This is a genomic window from Streptomyces sp. NPDC051907 (assembly GCF_040681075.1).
Lineage (GTDB): Bacteria > Actinomycetota > Actinomycetes > Streptomycetales > Streptomycetaceae > Streptomyces.
Map to the genome: position 1 here is coordinate 39,772 of NZ_JBFAYB010000007.1, position 20,333 is coordinate 60,104.

At 73.1% G+C, this 20,333-nt stretch carries 19 protein-coding genes; 16 read left to right on the forward strand and 3 right to left on the reverse strand.

Translation table 11 applies throughout. The annotated features are described in order from the left end of the window. Positions 1-195 precede the first annotated feature (195 nt). The 5 genes from AB0M39_RS06855 to AB0M39_RS06875 all read left to right on the forward strand — a co-directional run bounded on the left by AB0M39_RS06855 (position 196) and on the right by AB0M39_RS06875 (position 4,158). Positions 196-1,251 (forward strand): DUF4157 domain-containing protein, encoded by a 1,056-nt coding sequence (locus AB0M39_RS06855; protein WP_365361188.1) that lies wholly within the window; start codon positions 196-198, stop codon positions 1,249-1,251. A 168-nt stretch (positions 1,252-1,419) separates the two neighbouring features. Beyond that, on the forward strand, positions 1,420-3,003 hold the full coding sequence (locus tag AB0M39_RS06860; RefSeq protein ID WP_365360947.1) for a phage tail sheath subtilisin-like domain-containing protein: 1,584 nt from the start codon (positions 1,420-1,422) through the stop codon (positions 3,001-3,003). 65 nt (positions 3,004-3,068) lie between these two features. Further along, positions 3,069-3,512, forward strand: a complete 444-nt coding sequence (locus AB0M39_RS06865; protein ID WP_365360949.1) for a phage tail protein — start codon at positions 3,069-3,071, stop codon at positions 3,510-3,512. After that, the gene (locus tag AB0M39_RS06870) at positions 3,512-4,003 is read left to right on the forward strand and encodes a hypothetical protein (RefSeq protein WP_365360951.1); all 492 of its coding nucleotides are present in this window, start codon (positions 3,512-3,514) and stop codon (positions 4,001-4,003) included. Before AB0M39_RS06865 ends, AB0M39_RS06870 begins: the two co-directional genes overlap by 1 nt. Then, positions 4,000-4,158 (forward strand): DUF6760 family protein, encoded by a 159-nt coding sequence (locus tag AB0M39_RS06875; protein WP_365360953.1) that lies wholly within the window; start codon positions 4,000-4,002, stop codon positions 4,156-4,158. Before AB0M39_RS06870 ends, AB0M39_RS06875 begins: the two co-directional genes overlap by 4 nt. 48 nt (positions 4,159-4,206) lie before the next feature. Here AB0M39_RS06875 and AB0M39_RS06880 read toward each other — a convergent pair whose 3' ends face one another. Continuing rightward, positions 4,207-4,728, reverse strand: coding sequence for a hypothetical protein (locus AB0M39_RS06880; RefSeq protein WP_365360955.1), 522 nt, complete (start codon positions 4,726-4,728; stop codon positions 4,207-4,209). 2,560 nt (positions 4,729-7,288) lie between these two features. Here AB0M39_RS06880 and AB0M39_RS06885 point away from each other — a divergent pair. The 8 genes from AB0M39_RS06885 to AB0M39_RS06920 all read left to right on the forward strand — a co-directional run bounded on the left by AB0M39_RS06885 (position 7,289) and on the right by AB0M39_RS06920 (position 15,240). After that, positions 7,289-7,798 carry an extensin gene (locus AB0M39_RS06885; RefSeq protein ID WP_365360957.1) on the forward strand — a complete coding sequence of 170 codons (510 nt, stop codon included), beginning with the start codon at positions 7,289-7,291 and terminating at the stop codon, positions 7,796-7,798. 114 nt (positions 7,799-7,912) lie between these two features. After that, positions 7,913-8,338, forward strand: coding sequence for a phage tail protein (locus AB0M39_RS06890; protein WP_365360959.1), 426 nt, complete (start codon positions 7,913-7,915; stop codon positions 8,336-8,338). A gap of 13 nt (positions 8,339-8,351) precedes the next feature. Beyond that, positions 8,352-9,083, forward strand: coding sequence for a LysM peptidoglycan-binding domain-containing protein (locus AB0M39_RS06895; protein ID WP_365360961.1), 732 nt, complete (start codon positions 8,352-8,354; stop codon positions 9,081-9,083). Further along, the gene (locus AB0M39_RS06900) at positions 9,083-10,978 is read left to right on the forward strand and encodes a VgrG-related protein (RefSeq protein WP_365360963.1); all 1,896 of its coding nucleotides are present in this window, start codon (positions 9,083-9,085) and stop codon (positions 10,976-10,978) included. Before AB0M39_RS06895 ends, AB0M39_RS06900 begins: the two co-directional genes overlap by 1 nt. After that, positions 10,978-11,418, forward strand: coding sequence for a GPW/gp25 family protein (locus AB0M39_RS06905; protein ID WP_365360965.1), 441 nt, complete (start codon positions 10,978-10,980; stop codon positions 11,416-11,418). Before AB0M39_RS06900 ends, AB0M39_RS06905 begins: the two co-directional genes overlap by 1 nt. After that, a complete protein-coding gene (locus tag AB0M39_RS06910) occupies positions 11,418-13,376 on the forward strand; it encodes a putative baseplate assembly protein (protein WP_365360967.1) in 1,959 nt (652 codons plus the stop codon). The genes AB0M39_RS06905 and AB0M39_RS06910 overlap by 1 nt, the downstream gene beginning before the upstream one ends. After that, positions 13,373-13,930 (forward strand): phage tail protein, encoded by a 558-nt coding sequence (locus tag AB0M39_RS06915; RefSeq protein ID WP_365360969.1) that lies wholly within the window; start codon positions 13,373-13,375, stop codon positions 13,928-13,930. The genes AB0M39_RS06910 and AB0M39_RS06915 overlap by 4 nt, the downstream gene beginning before the upstream one ends. Next, complete coding sequence (locus AB0M39_RS06920) at positions 13,927-15,240, forward strand: zinc ribbon domain-containing protein (RefSeq protein ID WP_365360971.1); 1,314 nt, start codon at positions 13,927-13,929, stop codon at positions 15,238-15,240. The genes AB0M39_RS06915 and AB0M39_RS06920 overlap by 4 nt, the downstream gene beginning before the upstream one ends. Before the next feature lie 116 nt (positions 15,241-15,356). Here AB0M39_RS06920 and AB0M39_RS06925 read toward each other — a convergent pair whose 3' ends face one another. Then, positions 15,357-15,716: a metalloregulator ArsR/SmtB family transcription factor gene (locus AB0M39_RS06925; protein WP_365360973.1), complete on the reverse strand. Its 360-nt coding sequence runs from the start codon at positions 15,714-15,716 to the stop codon at positions 15,357-15,359. Positions 15,717-15,845: 129 nt separating this feature from the next. On the opposite strand from AB0M39_RS06925, the gene AB0M39_RS06930 reads away from it, so the two are divergent. The 3 genes from AB0M39_RS06930 (at position 15,846) to AB0M39_RS06940 (ending at position 19,599) form a co-directional block, all read left to right on the forward strand. Then, positions 15,846-17,177, forward strand: coding sequence for an MFS transporter (locus AB0M39_RS06930; RefSeq protein ID WP_365361190.1), 1,332 nt, complete (start codon positions 15,846-15,848; stop codon positions 17,175-17,177). 190 nt (positions 17,178-17,367) lie between these two features. Next, complete coding sequence (locus AB0M39_RS06935; protein WP_365361192.1) at positions 17,368-18,312, forward strand: RNA polymerase sigma-70 factor; 945 nt, start codon at positions 17,368-17,370, stop codon at positions 18,310-18,312. Between the two features lie 81 nt (positions 18,313-18,393). Then, entirely contained in the window at positions 18,394-19,599 is a 1,206-nt protein-coding gene (locus tag AB0M39_RS06940) for an FAD-dependent oxidoreductase (protein ID WP_365360975.1), read from the forward strand. A gap of 51 nt (positions 19,600-19,650) precedes the next feature. Here AB0M39_RS06940 and AB0M39_RS06945 read toward each other — a convergent pair whose 3' ends face one another. Beyond that, a complete protein-coding gene (locus tag AB0M39_RS06945; protein ID WP_365360977.1) occupies positions 19,651-20,169 on the reverse strand; it encodes a hypothetical protein in 519 nt (172 codons plus the stop codon). Between the last annotated feature and the right edge of the window lie 164 nt (positions 20,170-20,333).

Sequence of the window (20,333 nt, forward strand, 5' to 3'; positions counted from 1 at the left end):
CCTAGCCGAGAGAGAGTCATGCGCGCACAGGAAGAGTCGAAGAACGCCCGGCAGTCGGGCCGTACGCCGCAGCCGGCGGTGCGGCCCGTGACACGGACGGCCGCACGGGAGGAGTCGCCCGCGGCAGCCGGGGCCGTGTCGCCCGCTGCCGTGCTGGCCCTGCAACGCAGCGCGGGGAACGCGGCGGTGGCCCGCATGCTGGAGGAGGGGCGGCACCGCCACGGCCCCGGCTGCGCTCACGCGCAGCCGGTGCAGCGGTCGGCCGTGCACGACGTGATCCGTTCCGCGGGACGCCCGCTGGACGGCGAGACGCTCACCGAGATGGAGGCACGGTTCGGCGCGGACTTCGGGAGTGTCCGTCTGCACACCGACGCGGCGGCCCAGCGCTCGGCGGCCGAGATCGGGGCGCGCGCCTACACATCCGGCGACCATGTGGTCATCGGGCAGGGCGGAGCGGACAAGCACACCCTCGCGCATGAGCTGACGCATGTCGTCCAGCAGCGGCAGGGACCCGTGGCGGGGACCGACAACGGCGCCGGTCTACGCGTGAGCGACCCCTCGGACCGATTCGAACGCGAGGCAGAGGCCAACGCGCACCGGGTGTTGGCCGGCGATGTGCCAGCAGGCAGCACCCGGGAGGCGACCGCGAAGTCCGACGCCGCTCGTGCGCACCCGTCCGCCGTGCAGCGCACGACCAAGTTGACCAAGGACGATCTGGACTCCGACCGAGCGAAGTCGCCGTTCACCAGGACGATCGCTCTGCTGCGCAGCCGGGGCGAGGAGGAGAAGGCCGCCAAACTGGAACGGCAGCTCAGCAAGAAAATTCCCGAGATCATTCCCGAAACCGTCGTATTCAAGAACGAGATGATTGAACAGAGCAGGCACGGGCAGCGCCACAGGCTCACTCTGGCGACGGAGTCGAACCGCTACTACGCGGCGCAGAACCTGGGGAAGAAGGAATACGGACCGCCGGCCCTCGCGAACGGCACCTACAACTTCGTCATCCCCGCCCACAAGCCGACCAAGGTGATCGCGTCCCAGGAAGGCGACAACCAGGAAGGGCATTCGGCGCTGTCCAAAGCGCGGTACGTGTACTACGCCGGCACCGCCACCTTCAGGGACGGCGAGTTGCTGAAGTGGTCGAACGACAGCGGTCACTACAAGCCCGACGCGGCGCAGGCCGGGCAGCCGGAGCAGGTCGTCGGCACCGGGTTCCTCCCGCAGGACCTGTTCCAGGGGCACCAGGGCTGAGGGGAGCCGATCGGAAAGCCGGCGCGGCGCCGCCAGGGCTCAGGGCGGTGCGAACTGCCCCTGGGGGCAACGGCGGTGCCCCCGAGCAGGTACGGGAGGCCGTGGTGACCGGCGTGCTCTCGGGTGAGGGTGGAGGCTGTCCCGTCTCGTACCCGAGGAGATCAGAGCATGCCGTCGTACCTGTCGCCTGGCGTATACGTCGAGGAGGTGGCCAGCGGCTCGCGCCCCATCGAGGGGGTGGGGAGCTCGGTGGCAGCCTTCGTGGGGCTGGCCCCCTCCGGTCCGTTGAACGAGCCGACCCTGGTGACCAACTGGACCCAGTACGTCGCGGCCTTCGGTGACTTCACCGACGGGTACTACCTCGCGCACAGCGTCTACGGCTTCTTCAACAACGGCGGCACGGCCGCCTATGTCGTACGCGTCGGCGGGGCGCCCGTCGGTGCGTCCGAGGGCGGCGCGCCCGCGGTGAGGGGATCCGCCGCGAACGCCGCTCCGGCCGCGCTGCCGTCCGCCGAGCCGCAGCGGCTCGGCGCGTTCACGGTGACCGCCGTCGCCGCGGGCTCGCTGAGCGTCGAGGTCGCCGACCCCGAGGGGGACGGCCCGGCGGAGCGGTTCAAGCTGATCGTCAAGGACGGCGGCGAGGTCGCCGAGACGTTCGACGTGACCGCCAAGAAGGGCGGCCGGAACTACGTCGTCACGCAGGTCAAGGAGCGCTCCAAGCTCATCGCCGTGCAGGAGGCGGCGCCCGCCGCGCAGCTCGCCCGGCCCGAGAACCAGACCGTGGCGCTGCCGGCGTCGGCCCCCGCGCCGGCGGCCGACGCGCCCTCGGCCCCCTCCTCCCACCCCGGCCCCGCCGAGTACCTCGGCGACTCCGCCGACCGCACCGGCTTCGGCGGCCTGGAGGCGGTCGACGAGGTCTCGATGGTCGCGGTGCCCGACCTGATGGCCGCCTACCAGCGCGGGGCGATCGACCTGGAGGCCGTCAAGGCCGTTCAGCTGGGCCTGATCGCGCACTGCGAGCTGATGGGCGACCGCGTCGCCGTCATCGACCCGCCGCCCGGCCTGAACGCCCGCCAGATCCGCGTCTGGCGCCAGGAGACCGCCGGCTACGACTCCAAGTACGCCGCCCTCTACTACCCCTGGATCAAGGCCTTCGACCCGGCCACCGGCCAGTCCCGGATCATTCCGCCGAGCGGTCACATCGCCGGGATCTGGGCCCGCAACGACGCCGAGCGCGGTGTGCACAAGGCGCCCGCCAACGAGGTCGTACGCGGCGCCGTGGACCTGGAGATCCAGATCACCCGCGGCGAGCAGGACCTCCTCAACCCCGTGGGCGTCAACTGCATCCGCGCCTTCCCGGGCCGCGGCATCCGCGTCTGGGGCGCACGCACCCTCTCCTCCGACCCGGCCTGGCGCTACCTGAACGTGCGCCGGTACTTCAACTACCTGGAGGAGTCGATCCTGATCGGCACCCAGTGGGTGGTGTTCGAGCCGAACGACCACGCCCTGTGGGCGCGGATCCGCCGCAATATCTCGGCGTTCCTGGTCAACGAGTGGCGCAGCGGCGCCCTCTTCGGCGCCCGGCCGGAAGAGGCGTACTACGTCAAGTGCGACGAGGAGACCAACCCGCAGGAGTCCGTCGACCTCGGCCGGGTCATCTGCGAGATCGGCATCGCACCGGTCAAGCCCGCCGAGTTCGTGGTCTTCCGCCTCGCCCAGTTCTCCAGCGGGGGCGGGGAGCTCGAGGAGTAGTCCCGACCTCGCCGCCCCGCTCCCGCGTACCCAGACAGCAACCGTGAGAAGGACAGAGAACACAGATGAGTCTCCAGCCGGGTGACGCCCTCACCTCGCATAATTTCGGCCTGCAGATCGACGGCGTGATGGTCGAGTACCTCGCGGAGGTCAGCGGCCTCAGCCTCGAGCAGGACGTCATCGAGTACCAGCAGGTCTCCGCGCAGGGCAAGCCCGTGACGAAGAAGCTGCCCGGTGTGAAGAAGGCCGGCACCTGCACCGTCGTCCGCGGTATGACGCAGTCCGCGGCCTTCAACCAGTGGATCAACGAGTCGGTGAACGGCTCGATGTCCACGGCGCGCAAGAACGCCACCATCATGGTGATGGACTATCAGAACAACCCGGTCAAGCGGTACAACATGCGCAACGCCTGGTGCAGCAAGATCGACACCAGTTCCGTGAAGGCCGGCGAGGCGGCCGCGCTCACCGAGACCGTGACCATCACGTTCGAAGAACTGGTCATCGAGTAATGCGGCGCATGGCTCCCGGGGCGGGCACGGGCGCGACCGCGGACTCCCCGCCGGAGGCCGCGGCGGCGCCGGAGCAGCAGAGCACGAGCGCGGCTCCCGCCCCCGCCGCGACCGCCCAACGGCTGCGTACGGAGTTCGCGTTCGAGCTCCCGCGCGGATACGTCGACGAGTCCGGCGCCCTCCACCGCGACGGGGTCATGCGGCTCGCGACCGCGCGGGACGAACTGGTGCCGCTGCGGGACATGCGGGTTCAGGAGAACCCGGCCTATCTGTCGGTGGTGCTGCTCGGCCGGGTGATCACCCGGCTCGGCACGCTGCCGCTGGTGCACGACGGAGTGGTGGAGAACATGTTCGCCTCCGACCTGGCGTTCCTCCAGGACTTCTACCGGCAGGTCAACGCCGAGGGGCACACCCGGGCAGGCGTCACCTGCCCGCACTGCGAGCAGCCGTTCGAGGTCGAGCTCGGCGCGAGCCGCCTGGGGGAATCGTGACGTACGCGACCGACCGCCTGCACGAGGAGATCGCGTACGTCGCCTACCACTTCCACTGGAACCTGGAGGAGATCCTGGACCTCGAGCACCACGACCGCCGCCGCTACACCGAGCAGATCGCGGGACTCGTCACGCGTGCGTCGGCGCAGGGGTGAGGACATGGCATTCCTCAGCTGGCTCCGAGGGGGCCGAGGTCGGCGCGCTCACGGGCGAGAGACGGGCGGCACATCCTCCGTCGTGGCGACCGCGGACGCGTCCGTGTCGGCAGCGGGCCGCTCCGACGACGGCACGCCGAGCACGGGGACCGCGGCGGGCTCGGCGTTGGGCGCCGCCGAGCCCGGCGGGGTCCGGCCGGCCGGCTGGTCCGCGCTGCCGCCGATCCAGCGCGTGACCGCCGGTACCACGGCGCCGGTCTCCGACGGCGGTTTCGGCAGTCGGCTGACCACCTGGCAGAGCCCTGCCTTCGCCGGGCCGCTGTCCCACGCCGTCCTCGACGAGGCGCCGGGAGGACTGGTCCACGGAGTGCTGACCTCGTCGGCGCCGCCGGCTTCCGGACTGGAGCTGCCGACGCTATCGCTGCCGGTCGCCCCCGCCGAGTCCGCGGGCAGCGGGGGCGCGGCGACGACGGTGCACCGCTCGGCCCTGCCGACGATCCCGCCGGTACGGCCGCTGGGCGTCGCCGTGACTCCCGTGACGGCCCCAGCCCCTCGGCCGACGGCGCTCACCCGGGCGCGGGCGGTGCAGCGGAGGGAGCTTCCGGCTGTCCGGACGGCGGCTGGCCGATCGGGGACTGCGGGTGCTGTCGGCTCGGAGCGGACGGGGAGGGCGTCGACTTCTGGAGAGCGGGACGGGGGTGCGGCGTCGGGCTCGGGCTCGGGCTCGGGCTCGGGCTCGGGTGCGGTCTCGAGTTCGGGATTGGGCTCGCGGTCGGTTTCGAGTGCCGGTCCGGGGTCGGGGTTGAGTTCTGGTCTCGGGGCGGGCTCGGGTCTGGGGTCGAGTTCTGGTCTGGGGTCGGCCTCGGACGCGGCTGGGGCTGCGGCTGTGGGGCGGTCCGGTGGTGGGCCGACCTGCCAGGTGGGCGCGTCGGACAGTGTGACGCCGCCGGTTCTGCAGAGGGCCGCCAGCGGTGGGACAGGGCGTACGGAGCCGGACTCATCGACGTCCGGCGTCGAGACTCACGCTGTGGCCACCCGGGCGAACGGGCTTGCGGAGCGGTCGACTTCGGACGCGGGGCCGGCTGTCCCCTCACCCGACGCCTCGCCGGGAAGGTCGATTCAGCGCAGGCCGACGCTGGGAGCGCCCATGTCCGCGGCGCCTGCGGACGCGACGCCCCTCATGGGGCGTGCCGTGCCCGACGGCGGACGCCAGCCTGTGCAACGGGCGGCACATGCCCCTGACCGGGGAGCTGCGTCGCCGGGTCCGATCGCACCCAGCGGCGACACTTCCGGAACACCGGCTTCCGTAACACCGGCTTCCGCGCCCGTACTTCCGCCCGTACGTCGGACCCCCGCTGATCAGGCGGACCGGCGTCCCGTCGCACGTCCCACAGCCCGGGCGACGGACACGGCTCCCAGCGCGTCCACCCCGCCGCCTGTGTCGCCCACGGGCTCGGCGTCCGCCGGGGGAGCGGGCGCACGTACCGGTGGTACCGCCCCCGTGGGCGACACAGGCGGGGCGGGTGAGGGCGCCGGCACCGGCCCGGCGAACGTGCAGCGCCATGCCGTGGACACCTCCGCTTCCGCCGCCCCGACCACGCGGAAGCAGCCCGCCGAGACGCCGCGGCCCGCGCCTCGTCCCAGCCGGGCGCTCGCCCCCGCTCGCGCGCTCACCCTCTCTCCGGCGGCCGTGGCATCGCCTACAGCGGCGCGCCGCCCAGAGGCGCCTCCGACAGCCGTACAACTGCGCCGGCTGCCTTCCGAACAGCCCGTGCACGCCCGTGGCGGGCGGGCGGTGGCGGCGCAGCGTGCCGTGCCGCCGGAGCGCTCGACAGGGCAGCCGGCGGTACGGGGCGGCGCGACGCCCGCGCCAGCACAGCAGGTGGTGGCCCCGGCAGCCCCCGCAGCTCCGGCACCCGGGATCACGCGCCCTGCGCCGAACCCGGGGGCTCCGTCCGGGCTGCGTCGGGGCGGCGCCGTGCCTGTGGTGCAACCGCGGGGTACGGCCCAGGCGCCTGTACGCGGTGGCGCGGCCGTCCTGCCGGGCGGCGGTGTCGCGCCTCCGGCGGCGAGCGCGAGCGCGAGCCCGAGGACCGCCGGGGCGACGGTCTTGAACAGCGGCCCCTCAGGTGGCGGCTCGACGCCGGTCGCGCGGCGACTCGCAACGCAGGAAACGCGTCAGGCCCCGGCAGCGGAAGCCACGCCCACGTCCACGTCCGTTTCCACGCCTACGTCGGCAGCCATGCCCACATCCGCATCCACGTCCAAGTCCGGGTCAGCCAGCGGTCCTTCCCCAGTTGTGGGGCTGCCCGCAGTGCAGCGCTCGGCAGACAGCGGGTCCGCACGGGCGACGGAGGGGCGGCCCGGTCACCTGACGCAGGGAGTCCAGCCCACCCCCTTGGCCGCAACGCCGCCGCGCGGCAAGGCCGTATCACCCGGCGAGTTCGTATCACCCAGCGGCATGGAGTCGTACGGCGGCGTCATGCCGACCGACGGCGCCGTGGTGAACCCTGGTCAGGCGGCGATCAGCCGTCCCGGCGCGGCGGTTGCTCCTGTGCAGCGGCGTCTCTCCGCCTCGGTCCCCCCGTCACCTGGCGGCGGCGGACCTGTCGCGGCGGCGCGGCAGAGCGCAGCCGTGCCGCCCGTGTCGCGCCGTCGACCGGCGGCCGGTCCTGACTCCGCCTCACCGAGGCCCGGCGCAACCCCCGCACCCCGTCCTGGTCTCGGCGCTCCCGTGGTGCGGCGGCCCGGCGTCGAGGTCCCGACACCGCCTGCCGCCGTGCGGCCGGTCCAGCGTTCCGACGACCGAGGGCGACACGCGCTCGGGGCGCCGGGCCCCACCCAAAGAGCCTCCACGACGCCAAAGCCACCGCCCGCGCCAGTGCCAACAGCAACGCCAGGGGCGATGGCCGGCCAGGCCCCAGAAGTGCAGCAGCCGACGCCTCAGCCTGCCGCCGAGGCGGCCCCCGCAGTCCAGCGCCTCCCGCTGCCAGAGCCGACCGACTCTCCGGCTGTCCCGCAGCCGAATAGCCAGCGGCAGCCCGCGACTGCGTCGACGCCGACCGCCACGAGTCCGGCTCCGCTGCCGATCACCCCGCCTGCTGTGCAGCGCGCCACGACAACTGGACCCGTGCACAGCCCCGAGGCGGCGCCCGTGCACCGCCCGACCGCCGCCGCCCACGACGTTCCCGGAGGCATGGGACCGAGCCCAAGCCAGCCTCCGACCGCCCGCGCCGCAGCCCCCTCCAGCCACCCCGTACAGCTCACGCCCGTTCCCCGTACTCCGGCCGTCGCCCTGCCCGTCCAGCGCAGACCGGCGACGCCGTCCGTGCCTCCCCAGCCCGCCGTCCCGGTCGCCCTCCCTCCGCCGCCACTCCCCGCTGCGCGCCGTCGCACAGCCCCCAGCCACCCGCCGACCTCGCACACACCGAGCCCTCCGCCCACGACCCCGACGCCCAAGGACGCGGACGACGGCGCCCCATCGCCGCACACCTCCGCCGAGTTCGACGCCCGTGCTCTCAGCGGCGCCCAGATCGACGAGCTGACCCACCGGCTCATCGGACCGTTGACCCGGCTGCTGCGGACCGAGCTCCGGCTCGACCGCGAGCGCATCGGCAAGCTCCGCGACCCGCGCCGTTGACCTGTACCGGCGCCCACCGACGTACACCAACCGACCCCGCCCACCGACCGACCCCGTACACCGACCGACCCCGTACACCGACCGATTCAGCGCCACCCCAGAAAGGCCCACCCGATGCCCAGCGAACGCGACCCGGGCTCCACCATCTTCTTCACCCTGACCATCGACGGCGCGAGCCTCGGCCGCTTCAACGGGTGCGAGGGACTCTCCTCGACGGTGGAGATCGAGCAGCACCAGGAGGGCGGCAACAACGGGTTCGTCTGGCAGCTCCCGTCCCGGGTGACCTTCTCCACCATCCGGCTGACCCGGCCGCTCACCGCTGACACCGCCAAGGTCGCGGCGTGGATCTCCTCCGTGACCACGGGCGTCACCCGGCCCACCGCCCAGATCGCCGCCCTGCGCGCCGACGGCTCCGAGGTGGCCCGCTGGGGACTCATCGACGTGCTGCCGGTCAGCTGGCAGGGGCCGTCCCTGGATCCGGCGAGCCCTCAAGTGGCCACCGAGGTACTGGAGATCACGCACCACGGGTTCACGGGCTGAGGGGGAGCGACACATGGCAGGCAAGGGCGCCAAGGGCGGAGCGGGCAGGAGTCTGGTGCGGGCCACGCTCGCCATCCACGAGCCGCCGATCGGTCACAGCACGACACCCGGCGGGTTGATCAAGAACTTCGCCTTCGACTTCAACCCCTCGCAGCTCGCGCTGAGCCGTCGCGCACGGTGGAAGACCACCCCCACGGCGGCGGTGCGCGACGGCGCGCTGCCCGAGTTCATGGGGCCCGAGCCCCGGGAGATGACGGTGGAGGTCTTCCTCGACTCCTCCGACGACCCGAGCGGCAACTCGGTGCTGAAGAAGGTCGAGGCGCTCTTCTCCTGCTGCGAGGTGACCTCGAAGAGCATCGCGGCCAAGCAGCCGTCCACACCGTGGGTCGTCTTCCAGTGGGGGGCGTTCTCCACCGCCCGCTTCACGGCGTACGTCTCCTCGGTGGACGCCTCCTACACGTTGTTCGGGACGACCGGCGTGCCGATCCGGGCCACCTGCCAGGTGCATCTGCACGAGATCCCCAGCAAGACCAAGGGGCAGAACCCCACCTCGGGCGCGCTCACCGCGCGGCGCGTGCACCGGGTCGTGGCCGGGGACTCGCTGGAGTCGCTGGCCTGGCGGGAGTACGGCGACGCGGCGGCCTGGCGGGCGATCGCCGAGGCCAACGGCATCGACGACCCGACACGGCTGCGGTCCGGTGTGGAGCTGGTGCTCCCCGCGGCGGAAGAAATGGGTGCTTCCTGATGGTGCAGGCTTCCTTCTCCAACGTCGTCCACGTCACTCTCGGCGGCGCCAAGATCCCGGACGAGTACGCGAACGCCCTCATCGGCGCGTGGGTCGACCTCGGGGCGGGCGTGCCCGGGGAGTTCCGGCTCACCTTCCGCGATCCGCACGGACTGCTGCTCGGCAAGCTGGGCGTCGACTTCGGCGCCAAGGTGGTCCTGGCGCCCGTGTCGTCCGGCCAGGGCGCGGGGACGCCCCTGCTCACGGGCGAGGTCACCGGTATGGAGACCGACTACGACGGCACCGGCACGTTCACCGTCGTACGCGGCTACGACCAGGGGCACCGTCTGATGCGGCAGCGCAGGGTCGCCGCGTACCGCAACCAGACCGCCTCCGACATCGCCCGCAAGCTGGCGAGTTCGAGCGGCATCCCGGTCGGCAGGGTGCAGAGCACCAAGACGGTCTACGAGTTCGTCAGCCAGGCCAACGTGACGGACTGGGACTTCCTGTCCCGCCTCGCCGACGAGAACGAGATGGTGATGTCGCTGGACGGAAAGGGCAGGTTCCAGTTCGCCGCGCCGGACCCCGCCTCCGGGGCGCCCCCGACGAGCACGGACGGCGAGAAGAGCCCGTTCGTGCTGCACGCGGGGCAGGACGTGCTGCGCTGCCGTGCCGCGGTCACCTCCGCCGACCAGGTCGGCACGGTCGAGTCCCGCGGCTGGGACGTCACGACGAAGAAGAAGCTCACGGCCACCGCGCCCGCCGCGACCAACCCCGCCATCGCCATCGGCGCCACGCCCAAGAAGGCGGGGGCCCGCTTCGGGACCGCCAAGCTGGTCGAGACCGACACCCCCTACGACCGCCAGTCCGAGGTCGGCTTCGCGGCCCGCGCCCTCGCCGACGACATCACCTCCTCCTTCGCGGAACTGGAGGTCACCGTCCGCGGCAATCCGCGGCTGCGCCCCGGGTCGCCGGTCACGCTCAGGGACGTGGGCGCCCCGTTCGAGGGCAAGTACACCGCCACCTCCGTACGGCACGTCTTCGCCAGCGGCGGCGAGTACACGACCTGGGTGACGGTCAGCGGCCGGCAGTGGCGCTCGCTGTTCGGCCTCGCCTCCGGCGGGGGCGGATCGACCGCGCCGCGGCTGCCGAGCGTGGCCAACGCGCTCGTCACCGACGTACAGGACCCCCTGGGGCAGGGCAGGGTGAAGCTGCAGTTCCCGTGGCTCGACGACGTGTACGTGAGCGACTGGACGCGCACGGTCCAGCTGGGCGGCAAGGGCGGCGGGGGCGTCTTCCCGCTGGACGTCGGCGACGAGGTGCTGGTGGGCTTCGACCGCGGGGCCCTGGACCACCCGTTCGTCATCGGGGGCCTCTACAACGGCCGGGACAAGCCGACCGTCGTCAAGGACGTGCCGCTGCACGACGGGCTGCGCAAGCAGGCGATCCGGCACACCCTGTCCGACCGGCAGGGCAACAGGGTGGACCTGCTGAGCCAGCAGACCGGTGCCCGCAAGCAGGGCGTCCGGATCGCCACCGGCAACGACCGGCTCACCATCGACCTCGACCGCACCAAGACCGAGATCACCGTGGACAGCAAGGGGTCCGTCACCATCAAGGGCGGCGGACAGGTGTCGGTGGAGGCCGGCACGGACCTCACCTTGAGCGCGCGCCGGTCCCTGACCATCAAGAGCGGCGGGCTCCTCACCCTGGAGGGCCGCGGCATCGTCAACGTCAAGTCCCTGACCGGCGCGGTCAGAGTGAACGCGCTGGGCGCCCTCGACCTCAAGGCCACCGGCAGCGCGACGATCGGCGCCGCGACCGTCCAGGTCAACGCCATCGCCAACGCCGGCATACGAGCCCTCAGCATCCCGCTCCAGGGCATCGTGACCGCCAACGGAAAGCCGGTGATCTGATGTCCGAGCAGTTCGTCGGCTCCGGCTGGGCCTTCCCGATGAGGATCGGCCCCACCGGCGCCATCGCCCTGGTCAGCGGGGAGCGGGAGATCGAGGAGGCGATCCGGCTCGTGCTCGCCACCGCGCCGGGGGAGCGGCCCATGCGTCCCGAATACGGCTGCGCCATCCACGACTTGGTGTTCGCGCCGGTCAACGAGGCCACCGCGGGCCGTATCCAGCACGAGGTGTACGCCAGCCTCGACCGCTGGGAGCCCCGTATCGAGGTGAACGACGTCGAGGTGACCGCCGGCGCCGAGCAGGGCGTGCTCTACATCGACGTGCGCTACTCGATCCGCGGCACCAACAATCCGCGCAGCCTCGTCTTCCCGTTCTACGTCATTCCCGCACACGACGAGCCCGGCCAGGGCGACTCGGGCGGACTCCCGGAAAGCGACCGCTGATGGCCCTGCCCTCCCCGAACCTCGACGACCGCCGCTTCCAGCAGTTCGTCGACGACGCCAAGCGCTACATCCAGCAGCGCGCCCCCGAGTGGACCGACCACAACGTGTCCGACCCCGGCGTCACCCTCGTGGAAGCGGTCGCGCACATGGCCGACCACATCGTCTACCGGCTCAACCGCGTTCCCGAGAAGAACCACCTGGCCTTCCTGGACCTCGTCGGGATCACCCTCTTCCCGCCCATGGCCGCCCGCAGCGACATCACCTTCTGGCTCTCCGCCCCGCAGGAGGAGCCCGTGGTCCTGCCGGCCGGCACCGAGGTCGCCACGCCGCGCACCGAGAGCGAGGACGCCGTCGTCTTCGCGACCGAGCGCGAACTCGTCGTGCCCTCATGCGAATTGGCGCATGTCGTCGTGCAGAACAGCGGCGCCGCCGTCGCCGACCGCACCAACGACCTCGACGAGGGCAAGGACGTGTCGTGCTTCGCCGACGCCCCGCGGTCCGGCGACTGCATGCTCCTGGGCCTGAGCGCCGCCGTGCCGCACTGCGCGGTGGCGCTGGAGCTCGACAGCCGGGTCGACGGCGTGGGCGTCGACCCGCGGCAGCCGCCCCTGGTCTGGGAGGCGTGGACCGAGGACGGCTGGGCCCTGTGCGAGGTCGACCGGGACGGCACCGGCGGCCTGAACCGGCCGGGCGAGCTCGTGCTGCACGTCCCCGGCGGCCACGCCCTCTCCCGCACCGGAGGCCGGCAGGCGGGCTGGCTGCGCTGCCGGGTCACCGAGCCGCTGCCCGGCCAGCCCTTCTACAGCACCTCGCCGACCGTCCGGTCCGCGGCGGCGTTCACCATCGGCGGCACGACCGCCGCCGTACACGCCGAGACGGTCCACGACGAAGCCCTCGGCGAGTCCACCGGCCTGCCGGGCCAGCGGCTGCGGCTGGCCAACGCGCCCGTGGTCGGCGACGAGGAGCCGCTGCATCTGCAGACCGCCGACCACGACGGCTGGACCGACTGGAAGGTCGTCCCGCACTTCGCCGCCTCCGGACCGCACGACCGGCACGTCACCCTGGACGCCGCCACCGGCGAGATCGCCTTCGGCCCCGCCGTACGGGAGCCCGACGGCGCCCTGCGCCCCTACGGAGCGACCCCGCCCAAGGGCGCGGTCATCCGGGCGCGCCGCTACCGCACCGGCGGCGGCCGCGCCGGGAACGTCGCCCGCGGCGCCGTCCGGGTGCTGCGCAGCTCCATCCCGTACGTGGGCGAGGTCGTCAACCGGGAGGCCGCCCGCGGCGGAGTCGACGGCGAGAGCGTCGAGGAGGCCAAGACCCGCGCGCCCATCACCCTGCGCGCCCAGGAACGCGCCGTCACCCTGCGCGACTACGAGGAGCTCGCCCGCCGAGCCGCCCCCGAGACGGCCCGCATCACCTGCCTGGAGGGCGACGAGGGCGAGCACGGGGCGTACGCCGTCAGGGTGCTGGTCGTCCCCCAGGCGGTCCCCGACCCCCGCGGGCGGCTGCGCTTCGAGCAACTCGTCCCCGGCGACGCCCTGCTGGACCGCATCACCCGGCACCTCGACGAGCGAAGGCTCATCGGGACCCGACTGGCGGTCGGACCGCCCTTCTACCAGGGCGTCACCGTCGTCGCCACCGTGCACGCCTTCCGCGGCGTCGACACCGACCGCGTACGCCGGCGGGCCCACGACGCGCTCTACCAGCACCTCGACCCCCTCACCGGCGGCGCCGACGGCAAGGGCTGGGCGTTCGGACGCCCGGTCCAGTCCGGCGAGGTCTTCGCCGTGCTCCAGCGCGTACCCGGCGTCGAACTCGTCGACGAGGTACGGCTCCACCCGGCCGACCCGCTGACCGGGAAGCGCGGCGAGGCGACGGACCGCATCGACCTCGACGCCCCGTCGCTGGTGTTCTCCTTCGACCACCGGGTCCGTGTGATCGGCGACGCCTCATGAGGGGATCCGTCGACGGACTGGGGTCCTCCGCGCCGATCGGCGCGATGCTGCCGGCCGTCTTCGCCGACGACGACCTGGCGCAGCGATTCGTCGCCGGCCTCGACGAGGTCCTCGCGCCGATCCTGGGCGTCCTGGACTGCCTGGACGCCTACTTCACCCCGGCGCTGGCCCCGGCCGACTTCACCCACTGGCTCGGCGGCTGGGTCGGCGCGGAGACCGACGGCGCCGAGCCGGAGGAGCGGCTGCGCGCCGCCGTCGCAGCGGCCGCGCGCCTGCACCGCGTACGAGGCACCCGGCGAGGCCTGGCCGAGGCGGTCCTGCTGGCCTTCGGCGTCGAACCGGAGATCAGCGAGAGCGGCGCCGCCGACTGGAACGCCCGGCCGCTGGGCCCGGTCCCCGGCGAACGCCGCCCCCGCCTCCACGTCCTGCTGCGGCTCGCCGACCCGACCCCGGCAGACGTGCACCGGCTGGACACCCTCGTGGCGGCCGCCCGCCCCGCCCATATGCCCTACACGGTCCAGGTGACCGCTTCCGAGAGGACTCCCCAGCGATGACCCGTCAGACCCCCCGCACCGTCTCCGGGAGGGAAGGGGCCACGAACTGCGCCGAGTGCGGAACCCGGGCGGAGCCGAGCCAGTCCTTCTGCGACTCGTGCGGCGCAGTGCTGGGCTGGACGTCCGAAGGACCGGAGCGGACCGAGGCGGCAGCGGCCGCGCCGGCGACCCGGGAGGCGGCGGACGCCGCCGCCGAGCCTGGGGCGGGAGGCTCTGGACGCGTCGCCTCGCCGGGGGAGGGGCGCACGGGCGGCGACGAGCAGGCAGGAGCCGCCCCCGAGACCAGCGGGCCTACCGCGGCGGGCGACGGCCCGGGGAGCGCCGGTGGCGCCGCCCAGGCGCCCGACGCTTCCGCGGAGGACACGCTTCCCGCCCGGCCCGAGCCGTCCGCGGCCCCCGACGACACCGCCGCCCGGGCCAGGTCCCTGCTGGTGCCCGTCGGGGACCCCGAACCCCGGCCGGCGGCACGCCCGTCCGTGGCGCCCGTCCTCCCAGGCCGCCCGGACGCGGACCGCCCACAGGTCCGCGCTCCGGGCCAGGAGACCGGCGGGGACGGCGGCGTGCCCTGCACCTGGTGCTCCACGTCCAACCGGCCCGACCGGCACTTCTGCGGCCGGTGCGCCATGCCGATGTCGGCGGCCCCCGGATCGGCCGACCCTCGGCGCCGGCCCTGGTGGCGCCGACTGCTGGACTTCCGCAACCGGCCGACCCCGTGGGCCGGCGACCGGCCTCGCGTGCGCAGGGGCTTCGGACGGGTCATGAACGTGGTCGTCGGCGTGCTGGTGCTGGCCGCGCTGATCACGGCCGGGCTCCACACGGGAGTGGCCTACGACGCGGTCCGCGACCACTTCGCCAAGCGGGCCCCGATCGCGCCGGACACCGTCAAGGCCTCGCAGTCGTACCCCGATCACGAGCCGAAGCTCGCCTTCGACAAGCTGAACAACACGTGGTGGGGCCCGGGGGTGCCCCAGTCCGGCGCGGGCCAGTGGATCGAGGCCCGCTTCGACCGGCCCACCCGACTCCTGGACCTGGTCGTCACCCCCGGCGTCTCCGCCCGCCCGGACCAGCTCTCCGAGTCGGCTCTTCCCCACCGCCTCGACGCGGTGATCACCAAGGCCGACGGCAAGACCTTCACGCGCTCGCTCACCCTCGACCAGGGCGCCGGAGGGCAGCGCCACGCCTTCCGGGTCGGCGAGGTCACGGCGGTCCGGTTCGTCCTGCGCTCGGCCTACGGCGCAGCCGAGGACAAGCAAGTCGCCGTCGCCGAGATCGAGTTCTTCGGCCCGTCGAACAGCGGCAGGAACGATTGACGGATCAAGGGGGCGATGGGTCGCGGAGGTTGGAGGCCGACGCGGGCGTTCCCGGCTACGGGGGACTCCGTAACTCCGTGTCCCGCTAAAGGCCAGGCCCGGGAGCCGCTTCGGCCTCAGTCGTGCGGTGCGGCGCCGCTGACGCGGTGGTCGGCGTGGCTGAGCGCCTCCAGGACGAGGCGGCGCAGATGCCCGTCGCGCAGGCTGTAGAAGACATGACGCCCCGCCCTGCGGGTCTCCACCAGGCCCGCCAGCCGGAGCTTGGCGAGATGCTGGCTCACCGCCGTGCGGGAGGCTTCGCAGCGTTCGGCGAGGGAGGAGACGTCCGACTCCTCCTGCGCGATGAGCCACAGCAGATGCAGCCGCGTGGGGTCGGCCAGCATGGCGAACACCTCGGTCGCCTCGGCCAGGCGCGCGCTGTCCGGTGCGCGCAGATGCGTACCGGGCGCAGTTGAGATCGGTTCGCGGACGGCCATGCAGCCAGCGTACGGCTCGCACTCCTGGATTCGGCCGCCCTTGGCTCACCGAATCGTCATGTGCGCAGATGCGCACATGAACCTATGCTGGAGGCGTTGCCGAGCCGTTCGGGCAAGGGAGCCGTCGCCATGCTGTCGGTGCTGCGTGATCGGGCCTATCGCCATCTCTTCGCCGCTCAGATCGTCGCCCTGGTCGGCGCCGGCCTGGCCACCGTCGCGCTCGGGCTGCTCGCCTACGACATCGCGGGGGCGGACGCCGGCTCGGTGCTCGGCACCGCGCTCGCGATCAAGATGCTGGCGTACGTCCTCATCGCCCCGGCCGTGGGCGCGGTCGCCGACCGGCTGCCGCGGCGGGCCCTGCTGGTGGGCGCCGACCTGATCAGGGCGGGTACCGCGCTCGTGCTGCCCTTCGTCGACCAGGTGTGGCAGGTGTACCTCCTGATCTTCCTCCTCCAGGCCGCCTCCGCCGCGTTCATGCCGGCCTTTCAGACAGCGATCGCGGACGTGCTGTGCGACGAGCGCGACTACACCCGGGCTCTTTCGCTGTCCCGGCTGGCGTACGACCTGGAGACCATGCTCAGCCCGGCTCTCGCCGCCGTCCTGTTGTCGGCGATGAGCTACAACTGGCTGTTCACCGGCACCGTGGCGGGCTTCCTCGCCTCCGCGGCGCTGGTGGTCTCGGTGGCGCTGCCCAGCCCGCGGCCCGCCGGGCGGCGCACCGGCGCCCTCTACGCCAGGGCCACCGCCGGCAGCCGGCGGTTCCTCGCCGTCCCCCGGCTGCGCGCCCTGCTCGCCCTGGACCTGGTGGTGGCAGCGGCCGGCGCGGTCGTGCTGGTCAACACCGTGGTGTACGTACGAGATCACCTGGGCCGCCCAGCGGGCGACGTCGCCCTCGCGCTCGGCGCATACGGCACCGGGTCCATGGCCGTCGCCCTCGCTCTGCCCCGGCTGTTGGCCCGGGTCTCGGACCGTGCCGTGATGCTGCGGGGCGCCCTGTTGACCGCCGTGGTCTTCGCGGGCCTCGCCGCGATCACGGCGGCGGGGGAGGGAGGGTGGCGGTGGCCGGCACTGCTGGGCGCCTGGGCCGCGTTCGGCGCGGCGTCCTCGATGGTGCTGACGCCCGCCGGCCGGCTGATCCGCCGCTCCAGCGGGCCGGCGGAACGGACCGAGCTGTTCGCCGCGCAGTTCTCCCTCTCGCACGGCTGTTGGCTGCTGACCTACCCGCTGGCGGGCTGGCTCGGCGCCGCGGCCGGACTGCAGGCGGCCGTCGTCGCCCTGGCGACCGTCGCCTGCGCGGCGGGAGTCCTCGCCGCGCGGACGTGGCCGACGCACGACCCGCGACCGGTGCCCCATCTGCACACGGACCTGGTGGCCGGTCACCCGCACCTGTCCGACGCCGTGCCGGTGACAGGGGGTTGGCGCCACAGCCACGATCCCGTTCTGGACGCGCTGCACCGGTGAGGGGCCCGCCGTTCCTGAGCGGCGTCTGGCCCTGGCGCCCGCGGTGTCGGCGACCGGCAGGTCGAACTCCCCGGCGGACGCGATGCGATGACGCGTCGCCAGCCGGTCTCGGGGCACCGCCCGATCACACGTCGCCGGTCCGATCCCGGGCCTGTGGACGTGGCCTGCGCACATGGCCGATCATGGTGTGATGTCGCTCCGTACGTACGAGGTCGATCTGTTCGAGAACTCCCGGGGCCGCTTGGAGGCGATCGCCTACCGGCTGCTGGGGTCGGCCGGCGACGCCGAGGACGCGGTGCAGGACGCGTATCTGCGGTGGCACGCGGCGGACCGGGAGCAGATCGAGACGCCCGAGGCGTGGCTGACGAAGGTGCTCACCAACCTCTGCCTCAACCAGCTCACCTCGGCGCGGGCCAGGCGGGAGACCTATGTGGGGCAGTGGCTCCCGGAGCCGGTCCTCGCCGGAGACCGGATGCTCGGTCCTGCCGACACCGCCGAGCAGCGCGAGTCCGTCTCCATCGCGATGCTCACCCTCATGGAGCGGCTGTCGCCCAACGAGCGCGTGGTGTACGTGCTGCGCGAGGCGTTCGGATACCCGCACCGCGAGATCGCGGAGATCCTCGACCTCACCGAGGCGAACTGCCAGCAGATCTACCGGCGCGCCAAGCAGCACGTCACCACCGACCGGTCCCGCACCCAGGTCGACGCGGCCACCGCGGCGAAGGTCGTCGAGGGGTTCCTCGCCGCGGCCCTCAGCGGCGACACCGAGTCGCTGATCCGGCTGCTCGCCGACGACGCGGTCAGCGTGGCCGACGGAGGCGCCCACGTTCGGGCCCGCAGGTCCCCGGTCGTCGGCGCGCTCAAGATCGCGCGATACCTGCGCGGCGTGTTCCGTACGACCGAGGCCAAGCGAGCCCGCGTCGGCGGCAGCGCCACCCTCCACGCCGCCGTCGTCAACGGCGGCCCTGCGGCGCTGGTCGAGGTCGGCGAGCGGATCCTCGGCGTCGTGTGCCTCGACGCGACCCCTGACGGCGTCGAGGCGATCCACATCCTGGTCAACCCCGACAAGCTGGAACGCATCACACGCCAGTGGGCGGCGTCCGGCCCCCATCGCCCCCTCGCGCAGATGTGGTGACCCACGTCACAGTCGATACCTGTCAGGGATCGCGCGGCTGTCCGGTTCAGGAGGCGAGTCCAACCGGATAGGGAGCCAGCCATGAAGCACCGCATTGTCGTCCTGGGAGCCGGGTACGCCGGAGCCATCGCCGCCGGTCGCCTCGCCAAGCGGCTGCACCGCGACGACGTCGAGATCACCCTGGTCAACGGCGACCCCGAGTTCGTCGAGCGGGTGCGTCTGCACCAGCTCGCGAGCGGGCAGGATCTGCCGAGCCGCCCGCTGCGCGACGTCTACGCGGGCACCGGCGTGCAGGTCCGGCCGGCGCGGGTCGTCGCTGTCGACGTGGACCGCAAGACCGTCGAACTCGCCGGCGAGCACGGCGCCGAGACCCCCGGCGGCGACACCCTCGGCTACGACAGCCTCGTGTACGCCCTGGGGAGCACCGCCGCCGACCACGGCGTCCCCGGTGTCGCCGAGCACGCCCACAACGTCGCCGGGAAGCAGGACGCGCTGCGCCTGCGGGCGCGGCTGGGCGAGTTGGAGCCGGGCGGGACGGTGCTGGTCGCGGGCGGCGGTCTGACCGGCATCGAGACAGCCGCCGAGATCGCCGAGGCGCACCCGGGTCTCAAGGTCGCCATCGCCGCCCGCGCCGGCGTGGGCGACTGGCTCAGCGACAAGGCCCAACGCCATCTGCGCGGCGCCTTCGACCGGCTCGGCGTGACGGTCCACGAGCACGCCGACATCACCCGCGTCGAGACGGACCGCGTGGTCACCCGTGCAGGCGGCCAGATCCCGGCCCAAGTGACCGTGTGGACCGCGGGTTTCACCGTGCACCCGATCGCCGCCGCCACCACGCTGGAGGTGTCCGACACCGGACGGATCGTCGTCGACGGCGCCATGCGCTCGGTCTCGCACCCCGATGTGTACGCCGTCGGCGACGCCGCGCTCGCCGAAGGAGCGGGCGGCAAGCCGCTGCGGATGTCCTGCGCCACGGCGACCCCGATGGCGTGGCAGGCGGCCGACGCCCTCGCCGCGCGGCTGACCGGCCGCAAGGCTCCCGAGACCACGATCGGCTACAGCATGCAGTGCGTCAGCCTCGGTCGCCGCGACGGAATCGTCCAGAAGGTGACCCGTGAGGACGAGGCCACGCCGACCGTCTTCACGGGCCGGACCGGCGCGCGCATCAAGGAGTTCGTCGTCGCGGGCGCGGCCTGGAGCATCTCCCACCCGACCCTGCTGCTGCCGAGCCGCCGCCGGCGCCTCGCGGCAACCGCCGAAGCGGAGCCCCGAATCGCCGCCCTGTGACGCGGCGACAGCATTCGTACGCGGCGGCCGCATCCGCACCCGGCGGGCCGGTCAGGCGGCGCGGCAGAGCACCGCCTGGTCGGCTGCTGCCGCGGCGCGGGCCACGGGCGCCTGTACGGGACGGGCGCCGGTGGCCGCGGCCTGCGAGCGGCTCCGTGCGAAGACGACGAGGCGCAGCACCGCGAACCGCGCGACACCGGCTATGGCGGAGGCGGACAGGTAGACGACCTGCTCGAGCATCGCACTGGGCGCCGCCGCCAACTGGTGCAGGACGAGCATCGCCACGCAGGTCACCGCATACGCGGCCGCTGCGGACCCGGCCGACTGCCCGTGCTGACGCCAGGTCGCGCGCCCGCCCGTGCCGAAGGCGAAGCGGGCGTGCAGCTCGGTGGTGAGGAGCGTGGAGACCGTGGTGACCAGGGCGTTGGCCAGGCCCCAGGGCATCCAGGCGGCGAGGGCGACCACGGCGAAGCTGGACGCGAGCCCCACCCCGCCGCCGCAGAGCACGAAGCGGGCGAAGGCGGTGAACGCGCCGGGTGCTGCCTGCTGTTGGCTCTGCGCTGTCTTCATGGTCCGCCCCTTTTGATCGCTCCCGTTGCGAAACGCGTACCTCCTGGCCTGTCCGGCCTTGGGTCCGTTGTTTCTTACGATGGAAACGCTACGTTGCGTTCATGGTGCTGGCAACTGAATAATTGCGTGAAATCGCCGTCGGTGCAGGTGAATACAGGGAAATC

What these genes read in the sequence shown, in the direction of transcription:
- AB0M39_RS06935 (WP_365361192.1), top strand. Translation starts at nt 17,368, where the DNA reads ATGTCGCTCCGTACGTACGAGGTCGATCTGTTCGAGAACTCCCGGGGC.
- AB0M39_RS06900 (WP_365360963.1), top strand. Translation starts at nt 9,083, where the DNA reads ATGGTGCAGGCTTCCTTCTCCAACGTCGTCCACGTCACTCTCGGCGGC.
- AB0M39_RS06920 (WP_365360971.1), top strand. Translation starts at nt 13,927, where the DNA reads ATGACCCGTCAGACCCCCCGCACCGTCTCCGGGAGGGAAGGGGCCACG.
- AB0M39_RS06940 (WP_365360975.1), top strand. Translation starts at nt 18,394, where the DNA reads ATGAAGCACCGCATTGTCGTCCTGGGAGCCGGGTACGCCGGAGCCATC.
- AB0M39_RS06895 (WP_365360961.1), top strand. Translation starts at nt 8,352, where the DNA reads ATGGCAGGCAAGGGCGCCAAGGGCGGAGCGGGCAGGAGTCTGGTGCGG.
- AB0M39_RS06925 (WP_365360973.1), bottom strand. Translation starts at nt 15,716, where the DNA reads ATGGCCGTCCGCGAACCGATCTCAACTGCGCCCGGTACGCATCTGCGC.
- AB0M39_RS06860 (WP_365360947.1), top strand. Translation starts at nt 1,420, where the DNA reads ATGCCGTCGTACCTGTCGCCTGGCGTATACGTCGAGGAGGTGGCCAGC.
- AB0M39_RS06930 (WP_365361190.1), top strand. Translation starts at nt 15,846, where the DNA reads ATGCTGTCGGTGCTGCGTGATCGGGCCTATCGCCATCTCTTCGCCGCT.
- AB0M39_RS06910 (WP_365360967.1), top strand. Translation starts at nt 11,418, where the DNA reads ATGGCCCTGCCCTCCCCGAACCTCGACGACCGCCGCTTCCAGCAGTTC.
- AB0M39_RS06945 (WP_365360977.1), bottom strand. Translation starts at nt 20,169, where the DNA reads ATGAAGACAGCGCAGAGCCAACAGCAGGCAGCACCCGGCGCGTTCACC.
- AB0M39_RS06870 (WP_365360951.1), top strand. Translation starts at nt 3,512, where the DNA reads ATGCGGCGCATGGCTCCCGGGGCGGGCACGGGCGCGACCGCGGACTCC.
- AB0M39_RS06890 (WP_365360959.1), top strand. Translation starts at nt 7,913, where the DNA reads ATGCCCAGCGAACGCGACCCGGGCTCCACCATCTTCTTCACCCTGACC.
- AB0M39_RS06865 (WP_365360949.1), top strand. Translation starts at nt 3,069, where the DNA reads ATGAGTCTCCAGCCGGGTGACGCCCTCACCTCGCATAATTTCGGCCTG.
- AB0M39_RS06905 (WP_365360965.1), top strand. Translation starts at nt 10,978, where the DNA reads ATGTCCGAGCAGTTCGTCGGCTCCGGCTGGGCCTTCCCGATGAGGATC.
- AB0M39_RS06855 (WP_365361188.1), top strand. Translation starts at nt 196, where the DNA reads ATGCTGGAGGAGGGGCGGCACCGCCACGGCCCCGGCTGCGCTCACGCG.
- AB0M39_RS06915 (WP_365360969.1), top strand. Translation starts at nt 13,373, where the DNA reads ATGAGGGGATCCGTCGACGGACTGGGGTCCTCCGCGCCGATCGGCGCG.